This is a genomic window from Flagellimonas nanhaiensis, assembly GCF_003382275.1.
Taxonomy (GTDB): domain Bacteria; phylum Bacteroidota; class Bacteroidia; order Flavobacteriales; family Flavobacteriaceae; genus Flagellimonas; species Flagellimonas nanhaiensis.
In genome coordinates this window covers 1,559,919-1,579,692 of record NZ_QTJX01000001.1, presented here as the reverse complement: position 1 = coordinate 1,579,692, position 19,774 = coordinate 1,559,919, and the positions used below count along the sequence as shown (strand labels likewise).

At 40.7% G+C, this 19,774-nt stretch carries 20 protein-coding genes; 18 read left to right on the top strand and 2 right to left on the bottom strand.

Going from position 1 to position 19,774, the window contains the following annotated elements:
• Positions 1-145: 145 nt before the first annotated feature.
• Genes DX873_RS07290 through DX873_RS07280 form a run of 3 tightly spaced genes read left to right on the top strand, consistent with a single transcriptional unit; the run spans position 146 to position 3,821 of the window.
• The gene (locus DX873_RS07290) at positions 146-2,092 is read left to right on the top strand and encodes a hypothetical protein (RefSeq protein ID WP_147296619.1); all 1,947 of its coding nucleotides are present in this window, start codon (positions 146-148) and stop codon (positions 2,090-2,092) included.
• Positions 2,093-2,099: 7 nt separating this feature from the next.
• Positions 2,100-2,927: a DUF2490 domain-containing protein gene (locus DX873_RS07285; protein WP_116183720.1), complete on the top strand. Its 828-nt coding sequence runs from the start codon at positions 2,100-2,102 to the stop codon at positions 2,925-2,927.
• A gap of 33 nt (positions 2,928-2,960) precedes the next feature.
• Positions 2,961-3,821 carry an MORN repeat-containing protein gene (locus DX873_RS07280; protein WP_116183719.1) on the top strand — a complete coding sequence of 287 codons (861 nt, stop codon included), beginning with the start codon at positions 2,961-2,963 and terminating at the stop codon, positions 3,819-3,821.
• 86 nt (positions 3,822-3,907) lie between these two features.
• Here DX873_RS07280 and DX873_RS07275 read toward each other — a convergent pair whose 3' ends face one another.
• Positions 3,908-4,768, bottom strand: coding sequence for an alpha/beta hydrolase family protein (locus DX873_RS07275; RefSeq protein WP_116183718.1), 861 nt, complete (start codon positions 4,766-4,768; stop codon positions 3,908-3,910).
• A gap of 331 nt (positions 4,769-5,099) precedes the next feature.
• Here DX873_RS07275 and DX873_RS07270 point away from each other — a divergent pair, with 331 nt between their 5' ends.
• Genes DX873_RS07270 through DX873_RS07260 form a run of 3 tightly spaced genes read left to right on the top strand, consistent with a single transcriptional unit; the run spans position 5,100 to position 7,549 of the window.
• Complete coding sequence (locus tag DX873_RS07270; RefSeq protein ID WP_116183717.1) at positions 5,100-5,645, top strand: hypothetical protein; 546 nt, start codon at positions 5,100-5,102, stop codon at positions 5,643-5,645.
• Positions 5,646-5,660: 15 nt separating this feature from the next.
• Positions 5,661-6,770: an NAD-dependent epimerase/dehydratase family protein gene (locus DX873_RS07265; protein ID WP_116183716.1), complete on the top strand. Its 1,110-nt coding sequence runs from the start codon at positions 5,661-5,663 to the stop codon at positions 6,768-6,770.
• Positions 6,771-6,805: 35 nt separating this feature from the next.
• The gene (locus tag DX873_RS07260) at positions 6,806-7,549 is read left to right on the top strand and encodes a hypothetical protein (protein WP_147296618.1); all 744 of its coding nucleotides are present in this window, start codon (positions 6,806-6,808) and stop codon (positions 7,547-7,549) included.
• Positions 7,550-7,565: 16 nt separating this feature from the next.
• Here DX873_RS07260 and DX873_RS07255 read toward each other — a convergent pair whose 3' ends face one another.
• Positions 7,566-8,432, bottom strand: coding sequence for a helix-turn-helix domain-containing protein (locus DX873_RS07255; protein WP_116183714.1), 867 nt, complete (start codon positions 8,430-8,432; stop codon positions 7,566-7,568).
• 375 nt (positions 8,433-8,807) lie between these two features.
• On the opposite strand from DX873_RS07255, the gene DX873_RS07245 reads away from it, so the two are divergent.
• The 12 genes from DX873_RS07245 to DX873_RS07190 all read left to right on the top strand — a co-directional run bounded on the left by DX873_RS07245 (position 8,808) and on the right by DX873_RS07190 (position 19,761).
• The gene (locus DX873_RS07245; protein WP_067035995.1) at positions 8,808-10,019 is read left to right on the top strand and encodes a site-specific integrase; all 1,212 of its coding nucleotides are present in this window, start codon (positions 8,808-8,810) and stop codon (positions 10,017-10,019) included.
• An 88-nt stretch (positions 10,020-10,107) separates the two neighbouring features.
• Positions 10,108-10,377: a helix-turn-helix domain-containing protein gene (locus DX873_RS07240; RefSeq protein ID WP_067035991.1), complete on the top strand. Its 270-nt coding sequence runs from the start codon at positions 10,108-10,110 to the stop codon at positions 10,375-10,377.
• A gap of 2 nt (positions 10,378-10,379) precedes the next feature.
• Complete coding sequence (locus tag DX873_RS07235; protein ID WP_067035988.1) at positions 10,380-10,673, top strand: hypothetical protein; 294 nt, start codon at positions 10,380-10,382, stop codon at positions 10,671-10,673.
• Between the two features lie 176 nt (positions 10,674-10,849).
• A complete protein-coding gene (locus DX873_RS07230) occupies positions 10,850-11,158 on the top strand; it encodes a DUF6660 family protein (RefSeq protein ID WP_067035985.1) in 309 nt (102 codons plus the stop codon).
• 117 nt (positions 11,159-11,275) lie between these two features.
• Complete coding sequence (locus tag DX873_RS07225; RefSeq protein ID WP_067035983.1) at positions 11,276-15,685, top strand: CusA/CzcA family heavy metal efflux RND transporter; 4,410 nt, start codon at positions 11,276-11,278, stop codon at positions 15,683-15,685.
• A gap of 16 nt (positions 15,686-15,701) precedes the next feature.
• Complete coding sequence (locus DX873_RS07220; protein WP_067036003.1) at positions 15,702-16,961, top strand: efflux RND transporter periplasmic adaptor subunit; 1,260 nt, start codon at positions 15,702-15,704, stop codon at positions 16,959-16,961.
• 115 nt (positions 16,962-17,076) lie between these two features.
• Positions 17,077-17,415 carry a P-II family nitrogen regulator gene (locus DX873_RS07215; protein WP_067036000.1) on the top strand — a complete coding sequence of 113 codons (339 nt, stop codon included), beginning with the start codon at positions 17,077-17,079 and terminating at the stop codon, positions 17,413-17,415.
• Between the two features lie 11 nt (positions 17,416-17,426).
• On the top strand, positions 17,427-17,849 hold the full coding sequence (locus tag DX873_RS07210) for a Fur family transcriptional regulator (protein WP_067035981.1): 423 nt from the start codon (positions 17,427-17,429) through the stop codon (positions 17,847-17,849).
• 34 nt (positions 17,850-17,883) lie between these two features.
• Positions 17,884-18,255: a SpoIIAA family protein gene (locus tag DX873_RS07205; protein WP_067035978.1), complete on the top strand. Its 372-nt coding sequence runs from the start codon at positions 17,884-17,886 to the stop codon at positions 18,253-18,255.
• A 27-nt stretch (positions 18,256-18,282) separates the two neighbouring features.
• A complete protein-coding gene (locus tag DX873_RS07200) occupies positions 18,283-18,501 on the top strand; it encodes an SHOCT domain-containing protein (protein ID WP_067035975.1) in 219 nt (72 codons plus the stop codon).
• Positions 18,502-18,543: 42 nt separating this feature from the next.
• Positions 18,544-19,314, top strand: a complete 771-nt coding sequence (locus DX873_RS07195) for an AlbA family DNA-binding domain-containing protein (RefSeq protein WP_067035972.1) — start codon at positions 18,544-18,546, stop codon at positions 19,312-19,314.
• A gap of 90 nt (positions 19,315-19,404) precedes the next feature.
• Positions 19,405-19,761, top strand: a complete 357-nt coding sequence (locus tag DX873_RS07190) for a SpoIIAA family protein (RefSeq protein ID WP_067035997.1) — start codon at positions 19,405-19,407, stop codon at positions 19,759-19,761.
• The last annotated feature ends 13 nt before the right edge of the window (positions 19,762-19,774 follow it).

The window sequence follows — 19,774 nt, the reverse complement described above, 5'->3', positions numbered from 1 at the left end:
TTTTAAGGGTTTTTTGTTGCCAGAAGGTGACTCGAATTCTTCAAAACTAAGTGGTTAGTACATAATAAGTTATGAAGCTATTCCTTTTAATTTAATAACTTTTCAAAAAACCAACATCCAACCTGGGAACGAAAACGTATACACTATGTTTAAAATGGATCATATCAAGTTTTCTTTTAAATTGTTTTTGGTGTTTTTCACCTTATGCCAATTGATACAGGCCCAGGAAAGGCAAGAGTTTTCTGGACCTATGAAGATTGGACCGTATATAGGTAAGGCCGAGTACACATTTATTCTAAAAGATAATGACACCATTCTTGATGGGGCTTTTAGAATGAACCAATCGAATTTGGATGCCCTGCTCAAGAATTCTGATGGCTTCTTTTCATTTACCGGCAGCTTTGATAATGGATACCCAGACGGGGATTGGAAGTTCCAGTTTGGAGAGTTTCAATCCGAAAGCGAAACAGAAGTTGTCGGATACCAATATCGGGTCAAGGTCAGTGGAACACAGCATGAGGCCACAGGAAACATGGTCCTTGGAAAACCGGATGGTAATTGGACCTATATGGTCACGGAGATTGAAAATTCTGAGGTCAATAAGACCTTGTTCTCCAGTACGGTGGAATTTGACCAAGGTGTGCCCCAAAAAAGTTTCCGGATAGAAAACGAACACAATAGCCTCGTAGGAAGGTTTCTTAGGAACGGTTTAGCCCACGATATTTGGACACTCTATTCCGATGAGTTCTCCGATAGATCCGAAAATTGGTTTTTCAACGAAGGGGCTCTTCAAAAAATAGAGTACAACTTGGCTGATGGAGAGGTCATCACCAAAAAAGTTGCTTCGTCTTCAAATCTTACTAAAGTCATTGATTTGGACGAGCGGTTTATCAACCTATTGAAAATAAATCAAAAAGAGCCTGACACCACGGTTGTTTTCCAAAAGGGAATAGGGGAGCTGCTCACAGAAAATAGTGGTTATTACAGAGGATTGGATACGATTTTGTCCGCTTTAGGCAAATCAGAATTCATGCCAGGTTTCAAGGTTAAAGCAGCCCATTTTCCATTGGATTCTCTTGGAAATGAGCAACTACAATCCATCAAGACCCAATATGCCCGTGTTAGGAAAACGAGTCAATCGCTTCTTGAAAATACACAGTTGAATATTTTAAGACGTTCCGATCGGGAGGCACAGTTCTTATACGCTGTTATTTCGAAGATTTCAGAAGATTTTTTAAATCCCGCAGAAAAATTGGTGGACTATCATAATCAAGGGATTCTTGAGTTCATTCCGACTGAACGGTTGTTTGATAATGTATGGTCCAAAGGAATACCATCCAAGACCATATTGGTACAAGGGGAAGAAGGGGAGCAAACTTATGTGGGACCTGGGGCCAACGAATTTGAGCTGTCTGAAAATACGATTACTTCAGTTCATCAGCTCATTCAATATGCAGCATTGAGTATTGAAAGTATTGCGGGGAAGTTGGAAGAAAAACTGTTGAAAGAGAGTAAACAGCAAGAACTTGTGGCCCTTGAAGAGAAGATGATTGCCCAATCCAACCATATTGGTCAAGTGTTGGATTCCGTAAAACTAGGATTGTCAAAAAGAGAGAGGGAGGCCTTGGAAAGCATTCAAAACTTAGCGGATGCCCTATTGGAAAAGTATGCAACCATGGACGGTACAGGTAATAAAACCGACTTTGGATTGCAGGTAATCGATTGCCTTGAACAATTGGATGGACTTACCATCGCTGTAGCAGAATTACCCAATCGGTGGGCAAATATCCAAGAAAAGTATCAAGACGATGTTTGGAATCCGTTTATGGCCACGGTTATGAGTGAAGAGGTAAAAAAACGAATTTCCAATTCGTACAGAAGTGTACTCGTGCCCTACTTGTTGGAGGAGATTAAATCCAGCCTTAGCTGTGATAACGTGACCAAGCTCAAAGCCCTGCTGAACAGTTCTTATCAGCGGATGTTGGAAATGCGTGAGGAGAATACATCCAAACTGGAGCGCAAGTTGAGAAAAGAACAAGACCCAGAAATGATAATTCAATTGTTCAACCTGAAATCTTCAGAAAACGAGTAGACGAACAATGAAATCAGGTTTCAATAGGTATACATATATTGCGATTCTACTGGTCTTGTTTATCAAGTTGCCACAGAGTGTCCATGCACAAGAGGTTTTACCTTCAGAATCAAAGTTGAAGGATGCCAAGACGAAAATATGGTTCAACACCTATGGCAATATCAGAATATCAAAGCGACTCTTTTGGGATGCACAGACCCATTTTCGTTTTGAAGAAACGGAGGATACGCCGTTCATTGGCCAAATAGGACAGATTTATAACCGACATGCTATTGGATACATTTATTCGAAGAAGATCAATTTTAGTCTTGGAGGCGTGGTTCGAATCAACTTCAATACCGATGAATCTTCCACAGATAGAAAAGTAGTGCCCGAATGGCGTATTTGGCACCAATACCAATTTGCACAGCCCATGTACAGTGCCATGATTTATCATCGTATTCGGATTGAACATCGATGGACCCAGGGCTTTGAAGAGAACAGCGAGTATATCTATAGAAACCGCTGGCGGTATATGTTCCGTGCCAAAGTACCATTGAACAATTATAAACTGGAATCAAAAACACTTTACGTTTCGCCAGAGGCGGAACTGATCATGCAAAGTGGAAAGGCGGTTGTTGGCAGTGTTATGGAAGACCTTCGATTGACCACCACGGTTGGTTATATATTAACCCCTCGTTTGACCGTGGCGGGTGGTCTAATGTATTCCCAAGGACAAACTCTTGAAAACCCCGGAGTTTTCAAACAGAATTGGACTATGAGGTTCCACGTATATTTCTCTCCTGATATTAGAAAGGTTAAAAATAAGCTTCCCGCGATCCATTTTAACGATTAGAACGTACATCTATCTGTAAGCCTCAAAATCATCATGGGAAATAAACGAACCATTTATCTACTCTATTTTTTATTGGTAATGACATCAGGAGCCATTATAGCTTTATTGTTTAACACCAATATTCTGCAAAATCAACTCCTACAAGAAAAACAAGTACGAGAAGAGATTTCCAAGCAAGTGGCCCTACATGAACAATTGATGGATATTGATTTGCTTTTGGTGGATGGTGACTACGGAAGTGCTTTGCAAGCCTATCGAGCAAAAGAAGACCAATTGGAGGCAAATGCGGACAACTTGATTGATTTGCGTATTGCGCTTGCCGAAAAAATGGAGGTGATGGGGAAACAAAGTATGATCGACCCACTTCAAAATACAGAATTGCAATCCAAAGATACCTTACAACCACAACTGGTAGACAACGCAAAAGAAATTCAGCAATACGATTCCATAAGCTTTGCTTTGGAGAAGGCCAAGGTTCAATTATCTCGCATGAAACGACTGATTCAACAAAAATCGTTTGGCGAGTACCTTACATTTACCAGTAGCAAAGGTAGCCAAGTTCACTATGTGGGACAGGTGAAAGATGGCAAGGCCAACGGCCATGGAGTTGCAATTTTAAGCACCGGTAGTCGATACGAGGGTGAGTGGAAGAACAACCTACGGGATGGTGAGGGTACCTTTTATTGGGCCGATGGACAACACTACGAAGGAGAATACAAGAACGACAAACGCCATGGCATGGGTGCCTATCATTGGCTAAATGGTGAAAAGTTTGTTGGATTGTGGCAGGAAGATCAGCGCACGGGAGAGGGTACCTTTTATGGAAAGGACGGTAAGGTGGTGGCCAGTGGTTTTTGGGAAGATGATAAGTTGATCGCAGCCAATAAACCGTAACCAAGATTTTTGGTAGAGTTCGTGGTGACCAGGTAATTATACCAACTCATGAGCATGAAAGTGACCATACGATTCAATTTTTAAGCTCAAGTTTTCAATAAGTTTAAATACCAATTTCTTAAAGCAGGTATTACTTCTTTGCCAAATTCTCCCGTAGTCTCATCTACCATGTCATGGTTATAATTTTCATAGAAATGTATGGTGAAATCCTTATTCATTTTTTCTTTGAGGTCTTCCAGAATTTTTAGGTCATAGAAAGTAGGATTACTTTTATCTTTCCCACCGTATATCCATAGGATTGGGATATCGACGTTCTGTAGAGCTTCCGAAGGATCATAACCTTGAACTCCATTGTACGAATTTAGTTTGTCTGTAGCCATTTCAATCGACGTTTCTTTTACCAAATCACTGAAATAATCCGAAACTCCAACAGAACAGGCCACACCTGAAATACAAATCGCGAAGGAAATTTTAGAGCTTCTGTAAGCTGCCAGAGGAGAAATCCAACCTCCTTGACTGGACCCCATAAGTCCTATTCTTTCTTTATCTATAAATGGTTTTTCATAAAGAAAATCAACAATGTCCAGAACTACTTGTGTTCTAATCGGAATTCTTTCTGCACTTGTTTCTGCATTCATGCCTATATAATCTCCAGTTGAATCTCCCACACCTCTCTTGTCATAAACAAAGATGTTTGTAAGTATTCCGTTAAAGATTCCCTTGACCATAGGTGTGATTTGGGAACGGGTTACTTTTCCTGAGCCGGGCACAATGATGATTAATGGTAATACTGCAGTGGAATCAGGTGTAAACAAGGTTCCTTCAATTGTAGATGATACAGATTTTACCGTCATGTCTATTGAAATGAATTCCCGATTTGATTGTGATAAAATTGGGGTAACGGAAAATATGATCACCATTAATAGTAGAGTTTTCAATTGTCTCATAGTATCTGTTTTGTAATGAGGTTTTACGTGAAATTTGGACACATTTATTTTGAGACGAGAACGGAAGATTGTTGTTACGTCCAATGAAATAGAACATGGTAATTAGCAATTTTTACCCCTCTTCCCATTTGGCACTTCACTTTATTTGCGATGTTGATAATCATTGTAATGAAGAAACACCTGCCAACTTGGATATCTAACCCATTCTTTTTCTAGTGAAAACCAATAAAAACTAAAAACAGCCTGAGACTTATATAGTCATAGAGAAATAATTTATCCTATTCTAGACCTAAAATTGAAAGAAGATCATTAAACAACAATCAATTGATTTATGAAAAAACTAACACTACTTTTTTTATTTGCCTTAAGTATTTCATCAACAGCACAGGCTCAAAAAATCGACTATCATGCACTTGATGAGAAATATCAAGATAAGGTGGCTACTTTGGATGCTGTTGTCAAAACACTTTATGAGGTAATTTCTGGAGAGAAAGGAGAAGAAAGAAATGAAGATTTACTTCGCTATCTGTTTCATCCAGAAGCAAAATTAATTGCCAGCGGAAAACGTGAAAATGGAAATTATGGGGCACGTTATGTAACAATGGATGAGTATGCGGACAAATCACTGAAATGGATGTTAGAAAATGGGTTCTATGAAATTGAATTACATCGTGTTGTAGAACAATTTGGGCACATTGCCCATGTATTTTCTACTTACGAAACAAAATATAAAAAGGAAGACAAAAAACCATTTATGAGGGGAATCAATAGCTTTCAATTAATGAATACAGGCAAGAGGTGGGTCGTGATAAGCTTGTACTTCACTCAAGAAACCAAAGAGAACCCAATTCCTAAGAAGTATTTGCCGAGTGAATAAAAATGACAATGAAGGATGGATAAAAGAACATTTTTAAAATCAGCAGTTGTATCGACAACGGCTTTGCTAGCTCTTGGCCCGATTGCCTGTGCTGGCAATAAGGAAAAAAAGAAAGCTTTAATCTTAGGAGGAAGAGGTTTTTTAGGCCCCACAATTGTTACAAAATTTTTAGAGGCGGGATATGAGGTAACTTTACTGAACAGGGGAAAAACGAACCCACATCTATTTACTGAGTTGCCTATCATTATTTGTGATAGAGAAAAAGAAGATTTATCCGATTTAAAGAAGGTTGCTTCTCAAATTCAAGCTCATCAGTGGGATGTTGTTGTAGATACTTGGAGCAAAAATCCTCTAGCTGTAAAAGACTTTTTAGCGATGTTTTCCAGCAGTATTGATCACTACCACTATACATCAAGTATTGTTGCTTATGGTGGAAAATGGGATAAAGCTATCACTGAAGAAACAACACTAAGGGAGTTGCCAGACAAAGAAATTAAGTACGATACAGAGTTGCCGTATATCTATAGAAAATGCTTTTCGGAAAGATACATCATGAGTTCTGGCGTCAATTATACGCTTCATCGTTCTCATGGAATGCGAGGGTTTAGAATTCCAGACCCAATTGATGAACCATATTGGCCTGTAAAATTTTATAGAGGAGATAGGTTATTTGTACCATTAGATGAAAATCATGATACTCAAACCACGGATGTTGAGTCTTATACAGACTTTATTGTGCATACATCCAACAATAAGATCTATGGAGCATTTAACGTAGCAGATCCTACCATAACTTTTGAGCATTATGTCAAAACCTTGACAGAAGTGTTTGGGCAACCAAAAGAGCTGTATCATATTCCAAAAGATTTCTTGGCCAAACATGACATTTTACCTTACAGGGACTTACCAAGATGGAGACCAAACCCTTATGGTTTCTATCATATTGATGTTACAAAAGCCATACAAAATGGATTAAAAATTCGTTCATTGGAAAAATTGTTCAAAGATCAAGTTGATGGTTATAGGCATAGAAATCCTAAGGATGATTTTGTGTTTGGACATCATGGAACCATCTCTCAACAAAAAACAGAAGAAATCATTGCTTTGTGGAAGAAAACCTTGTAATATGCTATAGCACAAATAGAAATAATTAGAACATAATGATAAAACACATTACTTTAAGATTAATTACTGTTTGTTGTTTGATGGTATTTATAGGATGTCAATCTAAAAAGGATGTTGCATCTACCGAGGATCTTCTTAGTGTGATGAAGACCAAAAATGCCGGCAAATGGTTTGAGAATTTCCGTTTCAAACAGCACACTATACGTTTCAATGAAGAAGGTAAAAAGATAGACTCTACGGTCTGGTATGAATCTGTTGGGTATCCCTACAACTTTAGGATAGATCGAGATGTTTCACAAGGTATTTATACCATTTTTAAAAACGATTCAACATATAACTTCAGGAACGATACGTTGGTTAGAACCACAAATAAACCTGCAACCCATTTGCTTTTTAAAGGCGGATTGTATTTCATTTCTTTGGAAGAAACTTTGGCAAAATTGAAGAAATACAACTATGATGTATCTGCATTTCGCAAGGATGTTTTTAAAGGGGAACCTGCCTATGTTGTAGGTGGGGAGGATAATCAGTTTTGGATTCATGCAGAGAATTTTTACTGCATGAGGAGGATTTACAAAACCGATAATAATCAAAAGGTAGATGTCGTTTATGAAGATTTCAAACCTCTAGATAAAGGTTGGGTGGAACAAAAAGTAACCTTTTTTGTGGCTGGAAAAAAGCGATTGGAGGAATTCTATTTTGATATCAAAACCATCGAAGAATTTGATAAAAGAATTTATGATGTAAATCAGAATTATAAGTGGTATACAAATTATTGAAGGTACGGGATACCACTCATTTTGAATTCCTTTTAACAGCTCTTCTCAAGTTCTTAACATCTGAAAAACCAACCATTCGCGTTACTTCAGTATAGCTAAAATCTTTTTGTAAAAGTTCTTTGGCTTTGCTTAAACGTAACATTAACAGGTATTGGATTGGAGATATTTGATAAATTGATTTGAAACTTCTTGTAAAATGATATTTTGACAAGTAAGTGTTTTGAGCTAGTTCATCCAGACTTATCTTTCTGGTGTAGTTATCTTCAATATACTTTTTTGCATTATCTACCCTTCTGTACAATTCTTCCTTTGTGGACTTTTTAGAGGAGTTTAGAGCTCTTAAAAGTTGTTCAATTTTAACTTGATCTTTAATTAAACATTCCGATAAGGACAAATAAAATTGATGTATGTCGAAATCCGTGTTTTTTCCAAAGCTATGGTAGATATGATTAATTTGGCTTTCTAAAAACTTTCCGGTAAGGTTATCTTCAAAACCATGCTTTTTCTCTGTAAAAATTGGTAGGTCAGAGTATTCAAAAGGGTTGTCGAGAAGTTCAACTTCTAAGCTCGTTCTAGTTCTGAAGACATCTTTCACCAGTTCATCTGAAGGAAAAAGACAAATACCATCCGCGAGCTGTTGATCGACGTTTACTTCTATTTCAGATTTGGGATTGACGACCATAAAAGAATTTTCGTCAATGTTAAATGTGTTTCCATTAAGGCGATATTTCTCTGTTCCGTTTAATACTAATTTTACTGAAAAAAGAGCCTTTGAACTAGAAGCATAAAAGTCATTGATTCGGGATACAACCACTTCACCAACGAGGTTTTTGGAATTGGTTAAAGGTTTTCCTGAAATAGTTCTTATGTATTGGTTTTTCAACAGGGGGTTGATTTTTTCCTATATGACTAGAAAACTATTGATTTGTTACATTGAGGGCCTTGCTGTCTTTGAAACTTATATAACATTGTTTAATAAGTATAATCAAACTTGTACCAGGGAAAATAAAAAGGCCCCCAATTTCTTGAGAGCCCGTTTTTTGTAGCGAGAGGGAGACTTGAACTCCCGACCTCAGGGTTATGAATCCTGAGTCTTTTGAATCCATTTGGGCTTATTTGATTTGATAATCAATTGTTTATAAGATATTTAAGGATGTTCAATTTTTATTCAAAGCCATAAAAATTCATATTAAAACATGATTTGTTGTACATATGTTGTACATAGATTTCGTATCTTTATAAGGCAAAAAATAACACTATGGCGACTGTAAAGATAGTATTACGCAAGAATTATCAGAAGAAGGACGGGACTTTCCCAATTGCCCTACGAATAACAAAAGATAGAAAGTCCAAGTTCCTTTTTACAGGTGAGTACATTCTTGAAAAGGATTGGGACCAAACAAAGGGGTTGGCTAAAAAAAGTCATCCTAATTCTTCACGCCTTAATAACATGCTTTTGAAAAAGATTACTGAAGCGCATGACATGGCTTTGGAAATTGAATCAAGCGAAAAAAAGCAATCTGTAGCTACAATCACTAAAAAGATTGTGGGAGAGGATAAATATGATTTTTTCAAAGTAAGTGAGGTTTTTTTGGCGAATCTCCTAAAAAGAAAAAAGTTCAATCAACAATACAATCAAGAAAAGAGGTTGGAGATTTTTAAAACTTATTTAGGGCGAAAAGAGCTTTCCTTTACCGATTTGGACGTCACCTTATTGAAAAGGTTCGAGGCATATCTTCTTTATGAACGAAAAGTCGCTCCAAGAACGGCGATAAACTATTTAATGCTTATCCGCACCATTTATAATTTTGCCCGAAAGGAATATCATGTTGATGATAGGAACTACCCATTTGGAAAAGGTAAAATACAGATTAAGTTTCCTGAAAGCGAAAAAATCGGATTGAACAAGGAAGAGGTTCAATTACTTGAAACCGCAGACAATTTGACAAAAGCACAGCTTCATGCGGTGTACGTATGGCTAACGAGCTTTTACTTTGCGGGTGTTCGGGTTGCTGATGTCATAAAACTAAAATGGTCCGACTTTAAAGATAATCGCTTATATTATCGTATGGGGAAGAACAGGAAACTTGTCTCATTGGTCGTTCCCGATAAGACCAAAGAAATTCTTAAGTATTTTGAGGCTCAAAAGAGGGGGAAGGATGATTTGGTTTTTCCTTTTTTAAAAGGCACCAATTTGAAAGATGACAAAAGAGTAGCAACTAGGGTTAAAACCGTAACCCGAAATTTAAACCGGCGATTGCAAATCGTTGGAGAAAAACTGGGTATTGAGAAAAAACTATCTATGCATATAGCCCGTCATAGCTTTGGAAACATTTCTGGCGATAAAATACCTATTCAAATGCTTCAAAAACTGTATCGTCATTCTTCGATTACAACAACGGTTAACTATCAATCGAATTTCATGCACAAAGAAACCGATGATGCCTTAGAAAAGGTAGTAAACTTTTAAGAACATCCAGTAGTTCGGGTATTTTGTCGAAAGATTTGAATACAATTGGATTATTAGGGTACCTTGTACTTTTCTATAATTGTATTCGATGCAAGTAGTTTGCCTACAAGAAGAAGCTTTCTATGCCTTGTTTGACAAGGTAGTGGAATATTTAGAGCAAAAAAGAGCTGATAAGCCAGAAAAATGGATTGACGGCGAGGAAGCAATGTTTCATCTCAAAATAAAATCCACCACCACTTTGCAAAAACTGCGGGACGAGGGTAAAATCAGGTTTTCCCAACCTCAAAAGAAAGTAATTCTGTACGATCGGGATTCTATTAATGAATATATCGAGGCACACGTTCGTGAAACTTTTTAGCCATGGAAGAAAATATAAAAATTGATGAGGAGTATAAAAAGGCATTCAATCTTGGATATGAATTGGCGAAAGAGTTGAATCTAAAAACTCCGATGTTCAAAAGTGTCGTGCCGACCGACGATCACATGAATGCTGTGCAAGCAGGAATGATGCAATACAGTAACGAACTAAATAAAAATCTACATAAAGGAAATGTCCAACATCAGGAATCAAATGTAAAACCACAAAATATTGCCAGTGTTCAATCAAACAAGAATAATAAGGATATGGGAAAAGGATTGGACTTTTCCAATTGAGAAGACCATTGCTCAATACCCTTTATCCTGAATTGAAAAATGATGAATCCGTATGGTAGTTGGAATTGGTAAAAAGGTTATTTCTTAAGTTTTGACGCAAAAGCGTAGACTACCAATTCTTCAGTCTTTCCAGTTTTTGCATAGGCGTTGCATCGATTTTTTTATATTTTTGTACCGTGAAATTTTTAACAATCATATTGTCCTTTTACTTTTTGGCGCTCAATGTAGTGCCCTGTGGCGATTCGGGCAAAGCTAAAGATGACGCCCAGGTCGTTTCGGTAATGGACTATGATGGCAATCACGACCAAGATTGTGAGCTGTGTTCACCATTCTGCCAGTGCCATTGTTGCCACGTGCATACAATTGATTTTGATATAGCCGAATTTCAACCGCTTCAATCCGTGATTTCTCAAGAAAACTTTGCCCATTTTGATAGCCTTGGCAAAGATTTTGCCCTTTCCCTTTACCAACCCCCTCAAGTATAATTCAGTTTTTTTAAGGATAGCTCTATCCTATCGTGATGCTTTCAACGTAAGCATCACATTCTAAATGCATTGCATCTCATTGCATTGCGATGTTTAAACTGAATTAATACTTTTTCTATGATTAACAAAATCATTTCATTTTCCATAAACAACAAATTTATAATCGGTTTGTTTATGGTTGCCCTAATAGGCACCGGAATATGGTCTATGGCCACTATAAATCTGGGTTCTGTACCTGATATTACCAACAACCAAGTACAGGTTATTACCGTTGCCCCAAATTTAGGTACTGAAGATATTGAGCAATTCGTGACCTATCCCGTAGAATTGGCAATGGCAAACCTTCCTGACGTTATCGAGCTGCGTTCGGTATCCCGTTTTGGATTGTCAGTTGTTACCATTGTCTTTAAGGATGAAGCAGGTACCTATCTGCCCCGGCAATTGGTGCAGGAGAAATTAGCTGAAGTTGCTGAAGAAATTCCCGAAGGTTTTGGTACACCATTTATGGCACCCATAACTACAGGTTTGGGAGAAATCTTTCAATATACCTTAAAAGTCGAGGAGGGCTACGAAGACAAATACGATGCTATGGAGCTTCGTACCATTCAGGACTGGCTGGTAAAAAGGCAAATGGCCCTAGTGCCCGGCGTAGTGGAAGTAAACGCGTTTGGTGGGTATGTCAAACAGTATGAAGTTGCCCTAAATCCCGATAAGCTAAAGAGCTTTGGCATCACGATGGGCCAGGTATTCGAGGCACTTCAAAAAAATAATGCAAATACCGGAGGTGCCTATATTGAAAAAAATCATCAAGCCAATTTTATTCGGGGCGAAGGACTCGCAAGAAGTCTTGAAGACCTAAAAAATACCGTGGTCACGACTCAAAACGGGACCCCCATACTGGTAAGCGATGTTGCAGAAAAAGTAGGCTATGGCAACCAGGTGCGCTATGGCGCCTTTACACAGGACGGGCACGAAAGCGTGGGCGGGCAGATTTTGATGCTCAAGGGCGAGAGCCCGAGCAATGTCATCGAAAATGTGGAAGGGCGAATCGCTGAAATACAAAAATCACTTCCCGAAGGCGTTACTATAGAACCTTTTCTTTCACGAAGTGAACTTATAGCGCGAACTACCAGTACCGTAAAGAAGAACCTCGTGGAAGGCGCGTTGATCGTGATTTTTGTACTTGTCCTGCTATTGGGTAGTTTTCGTGGGGGCCTTATTACGGCATCGGTCATCCCGCTTTCATTGTTGTTTGCATTCATATTGATGAGGCAGTTCGGCGTTTGGGCAAATCTGATGAGCCTTGGTGCCATCGACTTCGGTATCATTGTAGACGGGGCCGTCATCATTGTGGAAGGTATGGTGCACCATATACAGATGCGGCTGAAAAAATCCAAGGCCGTATTTACGCAAGTAGAGATGGACGAACTGGCCTATGAATCGGGCAGTACAATGATGAACTCGGCCTTTTTCGGTCAATTGATTATCCTGATTGTTTTTACCCCTATCCTCTTCCTTACTGGAATAGAAGGCAAAATGTTCCGTCCAATGGCCTTCACCTTCGGTTTTGCCGTTTTGGGGGCAATTATATTGTGCCTCACCTACGTGCCGATGATTTCCGCCCTGTTCCTACGTCCCGCCAAAAACCCAGACCACTGGTTCGCCAAGTTTGAACATAAGATTGAAGGTTTCAGCGATAAAATTATGGCAACCTTGCACAAGGGGTATCAACCGCTGTTGAATTTTGCTCTACGGTTCAAGGCTGGTGTAGTGTTGGGCGCCGTCGCCCTATTTGCCATTGCGGTATTTATATTCAGTGGTATGGGGGGTGAGTTTATTCCTAAACTCGATGAGGGCGATATAGCGATGCAGGCCCTTATAAAACCTGGAAGCAGCCTAACGGAATCCATTGAAGCTTCCAAAAAACTACAAAACCTGGTAAATGAATTTCCAGAGGTCAAGACAATGATTTCAAGGATTGGAGTTGCCGAAATCCCTACGGATCCGATGCCAATGGATATCGCCGATAGCTATGTTATCCTAGAAAAGGATAAAAGTAAATGGACGAGTGCCGATAGTAAAGAAGAATTGATAGAAAAGATAAAGGAGAAAATATCGGTCATCCCGGGGGTGAACTTCGTGTTCACCCAACCGGTCGAGCTGCGGTTCAACGAGTTGCTAACCGGAGTAAGGGAAGATGTAGCCATAAAACTCTATGGAGAAGATTTGGACATTCTGGCTGAAAAAGCCAACGAAATGGCATCCATAATTCAGACCGTGCCGGGTGCCGGTGATGTAAGGGCAGAGGCCACTAGCGGTTTGCCTCAAATGACCGTTGTCTATAATCGTGCGAAAATGGCACAGTACGGAGTTACAATTGAAAAGCTCAATGATTACGTGAGCGCGGCCTTTGCCGGTGAAGCGGCCAGTGTCATCTTTGAAGGGGAAAAACGGTTTGAAGTGGTAATACGATTGGCGGAAGCCTATCGTAAGAACATTGACAATCTTAAAAACCTGTACATCGATTTACCCAATGGCAACCAAGTTCCATTAAAAGAGGTTGCGGATATTAGTTATAAACCGGGGCCGATGCAGATATCGCGTGATAATACCTATAGAAGGATTTATGTTGGTGTAAACGTTAGGGGCAGGGACGTTAAGTCAATGGTCGAGGAAATACAGGCAAAACTTGATGAACAACTGGAACTGCCTCCTGGGTACTATATTACCTATGGTGGTTCATTTGAGAATTTACAGCGTGCAACAGACCGTCTTATGGTGGTGGTACCCATTGCCCTGGTATTGATTTTTATCCTACTGTACTTTGCCTTGAAATCATTTTCACAATCGGTGATGATATATATGGCAGTACCGTTGGCAGCTATTGGTGGGGTCTTTGCCCTTTGGTTACGTGGTATGCCCTTCAGTATCTCGGCCGGAGTGGGATTCATCGTACTCTTTGGCGTGGCCGTCCTCAATGGACTAGTGCTCATCAACAAATTCAACGATTTAAAAGAAGAAGGAATGACAAATATCAAAAAACGCATCGAAGAGGCCACCCACGAGAGATTGAGGCCAATATTGCTTACGGCTACGGCAGCCATTATGGGTTTTGTGCCAATGGCGGTCTCCACGTCGGGGGGTGCTGAAGTACAAAGACCGTTGGCCACTGTGGTAATTGGCGGTTTGATTACGGCCACCTTGTTGACACTTGTGGTGGTGCCCGTCCTCTACAACTGGCTCGAGAGCAGAAAGCAGCGCAAACAATCCGACAACGGAGATACCGGATATGTAAAGAACAGTCTGCCTATGCTCGGGATTCTACTTGCCGTAAGTGGTTTTTTGTCATCGGGTACGGTGGTTGCCCAAGAACCTGATCCTGTCCAGACCCTTACCCTGCAACAGGCCGTTGACAAAGCCAGGGAGTATTACCCAACCTTAAAACAGGGCGAGGCCTTCATTGCACGGGAGAAGGCCTTAAGGGGCACAAGCTTCGATTTGGGGAACACCCAAGTATTTACCGGTAAGGAAGAAACGGGCAGCGGTGTGCCCGGCGTTCAGACCGTGATTGGTGTTCAACAGGGAAATATCGATCTACTGTCGGGCTTTTCCAAATCCAAGTTTTTCAAGGAAAGGGTAGCCTTGGGAGAAAAACTGTATGAGCTCAGCGAACAGCAATTGGTACGCAATGTGATGCTGGCCTACAACCAGATACAGTACAATACCGCCCAGCTGCGCTTTGCCGAGCGCCTTGACAGCGTCTATACAGACTTTGAATCGGCCGCAAAGCTGCGGTACGATACCGGTGAGACGGGAAAATTGGAATACATTGCGGCCTCTTCGGAATACCAGCAGATACAGGTACTCAGGCAACAGGCCTACGATGATATCGAGATTGCCAAAAGGCAGCTGAAGCAATATCTGGGCATTAATGACCCCATCGACATAGCTGACGAACCTTTTACCGCTTGGGCGGAAAGGTTTCTGGATTCACCCTCGGAGAATATAAATAAGAACCCTTTGTTACAGTTTGCCGAACAGAATGTGGCCGTAAGCGAAGCCAATGTAGAGGTAGAGAGATCACAGTTCCTGCCCAAGTTCAACCTAACCTATGGAAGGCAAACAGTTGACGACGTTTCAGGCTTTAACACCTATCAAGTGGGAATAAGTATTCCCCTGTGGTTCTTACCGCAAAAGAACAGGGTGAAAGCGGCAAAGGCCGATGCGATTTTGGCCGAGAGCCAATACCTTGAACAGAAGGCGATGACCGAAAGCACGTTGGCCCAATTGGTTAAGGCTCTGGAAAAAACCCAAAAAAGTCTTGAGTATTACGAAAAAGGGGCACTGCGGTTGGCCGATGAACAAATTGCCACGGCAGAACTGGCATCCCGGGAAGGCGAGATAGACTATGTAAACTATATCACTATCCTTAATAGTGCCATACGCATAAAACAGAACCACTTACAATTTATAAATCAGTATAACCAGCAGGCCATTGAAATTCAATATCAACTGGGCAACCTATAATTTAAAAGAAAAAGAAATGAAAAATATAGCAATTACATTGACATCAATCCTGGCCTTGACAGCGTTCCTTGTTTCCTGCAACGGTAGGCAAAAGGGAGAATTAGGCCATGATGAGGGCAAAGCGACCACTAAAGAGACGTTACAGGAAGGGGAAGAAGGGCATGGTAATGAGGCCCATGCAGAAGAGGGCGGCCATGAGGAAGAAGAAGGTTCCGTTGAAATTACCCAACAGCAGGCGGAAACCATCGGCCTCGAAATGAAACCTTTGGAAGAACGTAGCCTGGGCAACAACATCAAGGTAACGGGCAGACTCGAACTTTTCCCACAGGACAGGGCCAATATAAGCCCCTTTGTGGGCGGCAATATAAGCTCGGTACTTGTTATAGAGGGTGATAAGGTGCGCAAGGGACAGGTTCTCGCCTATTTGGAACACCCCGATATCATAACGATGCAACAGGAATTTCAGGAGAAAAATGACGAACTGGTCTTTTTGGATCAGGACTACGAACGAAAAAAAACCCTCTATGACAAAGGGGTCTCATCCGGCAAGGAATTTCAGATGGCACAATCCAAATATCGTTCCACGACCTCTTCGGTCAATGCAATGCGGGCAAAACTACGGCTATTGGGCTTTAATGTTGACGAAATCGCCAATGGTAAAATATATCAGGGTGTACCCGTTATAAGTCCCATTAGCGGTTTTGTCGATGAGGTGTTGATAAGCCTTGGCGATTATGTGGCACCACAATCCAAGATGTTTGCCGTAAGCGACAATTCTAAGATACACGTGGATCTAAAGGTATATGAAAAGGACATCCCGAGGGTCAAAGAAGGGCAAAAGATTTTTTTCAGTGTTGCCTCGAGACCAGACGAGCTGCTTACCGCTGAGGTACATTCCATAGGCAAGACCTTCGAGGAAGATCCCAAGGCCGTGCATATCCACGCCCATATAGAAAATCCCGAAAGGGATTTATTGCCTGGTATGTATGTAGAGGGCAGGATTGTACAGGATGAAAAAAACACTCTGGCAGTACCCGAGGAAGCGGTCATCAAAGAGGGTGAAAAGTCGTTCATTTTTGTACTTGACGATGGCGATGCCCAGGAAGAAGGCAAGCTCAAATTTAAAATGGTGCAGGTATCGGTAGGGGTTATCGATTTGGGCTTTGTTTCCATAAATCCCATGGAACCCCTTCAATATGGTTCAAAAGTGGTTATCAATGGGGCCTATACCCTTTCTTCAGAAATGGTGAAAGGCGAATTGGAGCACGGACATTAATTCTCTAAAAAATCAAGGATTTTGATTCCGGGTTTGTTTATCATCTTAATTAGTTAGTTAAAAATTAGAAAACATGCCCGGTTCAAAATCGATTAAAAATTTAAACATTTTAAAAATGAAAGAAATAAAAGCATTTGTTAAACCGAACAGGATACAAAGGGTCATCGAAGCCCTTAGCGATAACGGTTTTAAAAGTATGACGCTTTCACAGGCGGAGGGTACCGGGGCGTTCAAAGCAAAAGGAGCAAGACCCTCCCTTGATTTTAATATAACCGATAGCCCGGTGGTAAAAGTGGAGTTGGTATGTCAAAATGAGGAGGCGCAATCAGCCATAGATATCATATTAGAAAATGGTAAAACGCCCGAACCTGGGGATGGAATCATTTATCTATCCTATATTGAGGATGCCTTTCAGATCAAAACAGGAAAATCCCTTAAACGCTACGATCTTTAACCCCTTTTAAAATGGAAAGAATTGTCAAAAAACTGGAAAGCAAGGGAATACGGCCCACACCGATGCGACTGTTGACCTATAAAAAGTTACTGCAAAGCGAGGTAGCCATCAGTTTGGGAGAGCTAGAGAATTTTTTCGAGAAATCGGAAAGGAGCACCCTTTTCCGGACGATGAAAACATTTGAGGAAAAAAATATTGTACATCAGATAGCGGACGGTACAGGGATTATGAAATATGCACTCTGTGAGGAAAACTGTGGATGTGAGGTGGGCAGCGACCTGCACCTACATTTTCACTGCACCCAGTGTAACGAGACCGTTTGTTTGACCGATCGTAAAATCCCACAGGTAAACCTGCCTCAAGGATATATGGCAGACGATATCAATCTGGTCGTAACGGGAGTATGCAATAAATGCAGTGGCAATTTGGAGTAGCCTTAAAGGCCAATAACATCAAAAGAATACGACGATGATAGCAATCTATAAAAAAGACCAAATCATATATACCATCGCAGATCAAGAAATGGATGCCGATGATGGGGCGACCTTGGTCAAGGCCCTGAATGAACATTTGAAAAGCAATGAACAAGCCGCTTGGTATATGGAAATGGAGCCTCGCAAAAAAGGAGTGAAGAAAAGCAGCGGTGAGAGGTTGGATTTTTCCTTTCCCGAAGAAACACGGCTTAAGAAAATAGCCTTGGTGGGCGAAAAAACTTGGCAAGAACGGTTTACCGAATCGCTATTGCCGTTTAGCGAAGCCCACATAAAATATTTCGGACCTGAAGATGGAAACATGGCCAACAACTGGCTCGAACAAACAAGCAATTTCAATAGTAACTGAAACATGAATCTTTAAATCTAGAAAATTATGATGGACGATTGGTATTTTGGGGGAATGCACTGGATATGGTGGGGGTTATGGATAATCCTCATCTTCTGGATATTTTTAATTCCCTACCCCACACCGGGACAGAAAAGAAAAAGGGACACCGCAATGGAAGCCCTGAGAGAGCGGTACGCCCGGGGCGAAATCGACGAAGAGGAATTTGAAAAACGAAAGACGTTCCTGTTAAAGAACAAAAAATAACAGTGTTTTGCTTTTGACCGAACGACCATAACACCGTTATCTATGCAAAGAAGAAAAATAGGGATATGGCTTTTGGCAGGCTTTGCCTTTGGGGTATTTATACTGCAACCCTTGGGCCTATCCCTTTTTCTCTTTGACCGGTCGGGCGATTCCGGTCACTGGTCAAGCTTTTTTCTTGAAGCCTTCAAAACCGTATGGAACGTTGTCGATGTTGACCAAATTCTTAGAAACCTGTTGTTCGGGACAATGGGAAGCAGCCTTGCCCTGATGGTCTTTTTCAGAAAAAAGATTTTTCAACTGAACAGGCAACGGATGGACAGGCAAACCGTTCTCGAACTCATAAACAAGGGAGAGAGCAGCCGGGTGGAATTCAAGTCAAGCTTGCGATGGGATGTACGGCAGGGCAAGGTAAACAAACAACTTGAGCTTATCATTGCAAAGACCATTGCCGGGTTTATGAACACCGAGGGGGGCAAGTTGCTCATGGGTGTCGATGACGGGGGAACCATTCTGGGCCTGCAACAGGATTTCGATACGCTTAAAAAGCCGGACAGCGATGGCTTTGAGCAGTATTTGATGCAATTGATCGCTCAAAAACTGGGAACCCATCTTTGTACGCTAGTGAACGTAGCATTTTTTGGGTTTGGTCAAAAGCAAGTGTGCTGTATCGAGATTTTACCAGCCCAAATGCCGGTATATGTGAACCTTGAGGGACGGTCACGGTTTTATATACGCACGGGCAATGCCACGCGCGAACTAGATTTGCCCGAAGCCCTGGTGTATATAGGTAAGGAAAAGGCACAGTGCAACTAGAAACAGGAGGTTATTGGGCCATGCAGGAAGGGTTATTGGCACTTCCGTTGCACGTTTGTTTTAATTAGATTGATTAAAAAATATACAAAAATGGTACAGATAATAAACTTAGAACAGGAACATCTTATTGCCGCTAAAATCAGCGGGAAACTTACGGAAAAGGATATGGAAAAGATGCATCCGCTCATCCACAACATCATAGAAAAAGGCCATAAAGTGGATTTCTATATTGAAATGGAAGATTTTGAAGGCTATACCCTTAAAGGCTTTTGGGAAGACCTAAAAATTGATTCGGCACACTTGGGAGATTACGGCAAGATAGCCTTTGTGGGTAACAAAAAATGGCAGGAGTGGGTGGCTAAGGCAACTGATTTTTTCACTAGCTCGGAAGTTAAGTATTTCGATATTTCCGAGAAATCACAAGCCCAAAAGTGGATTAAATCTTAATTAACGATAACAA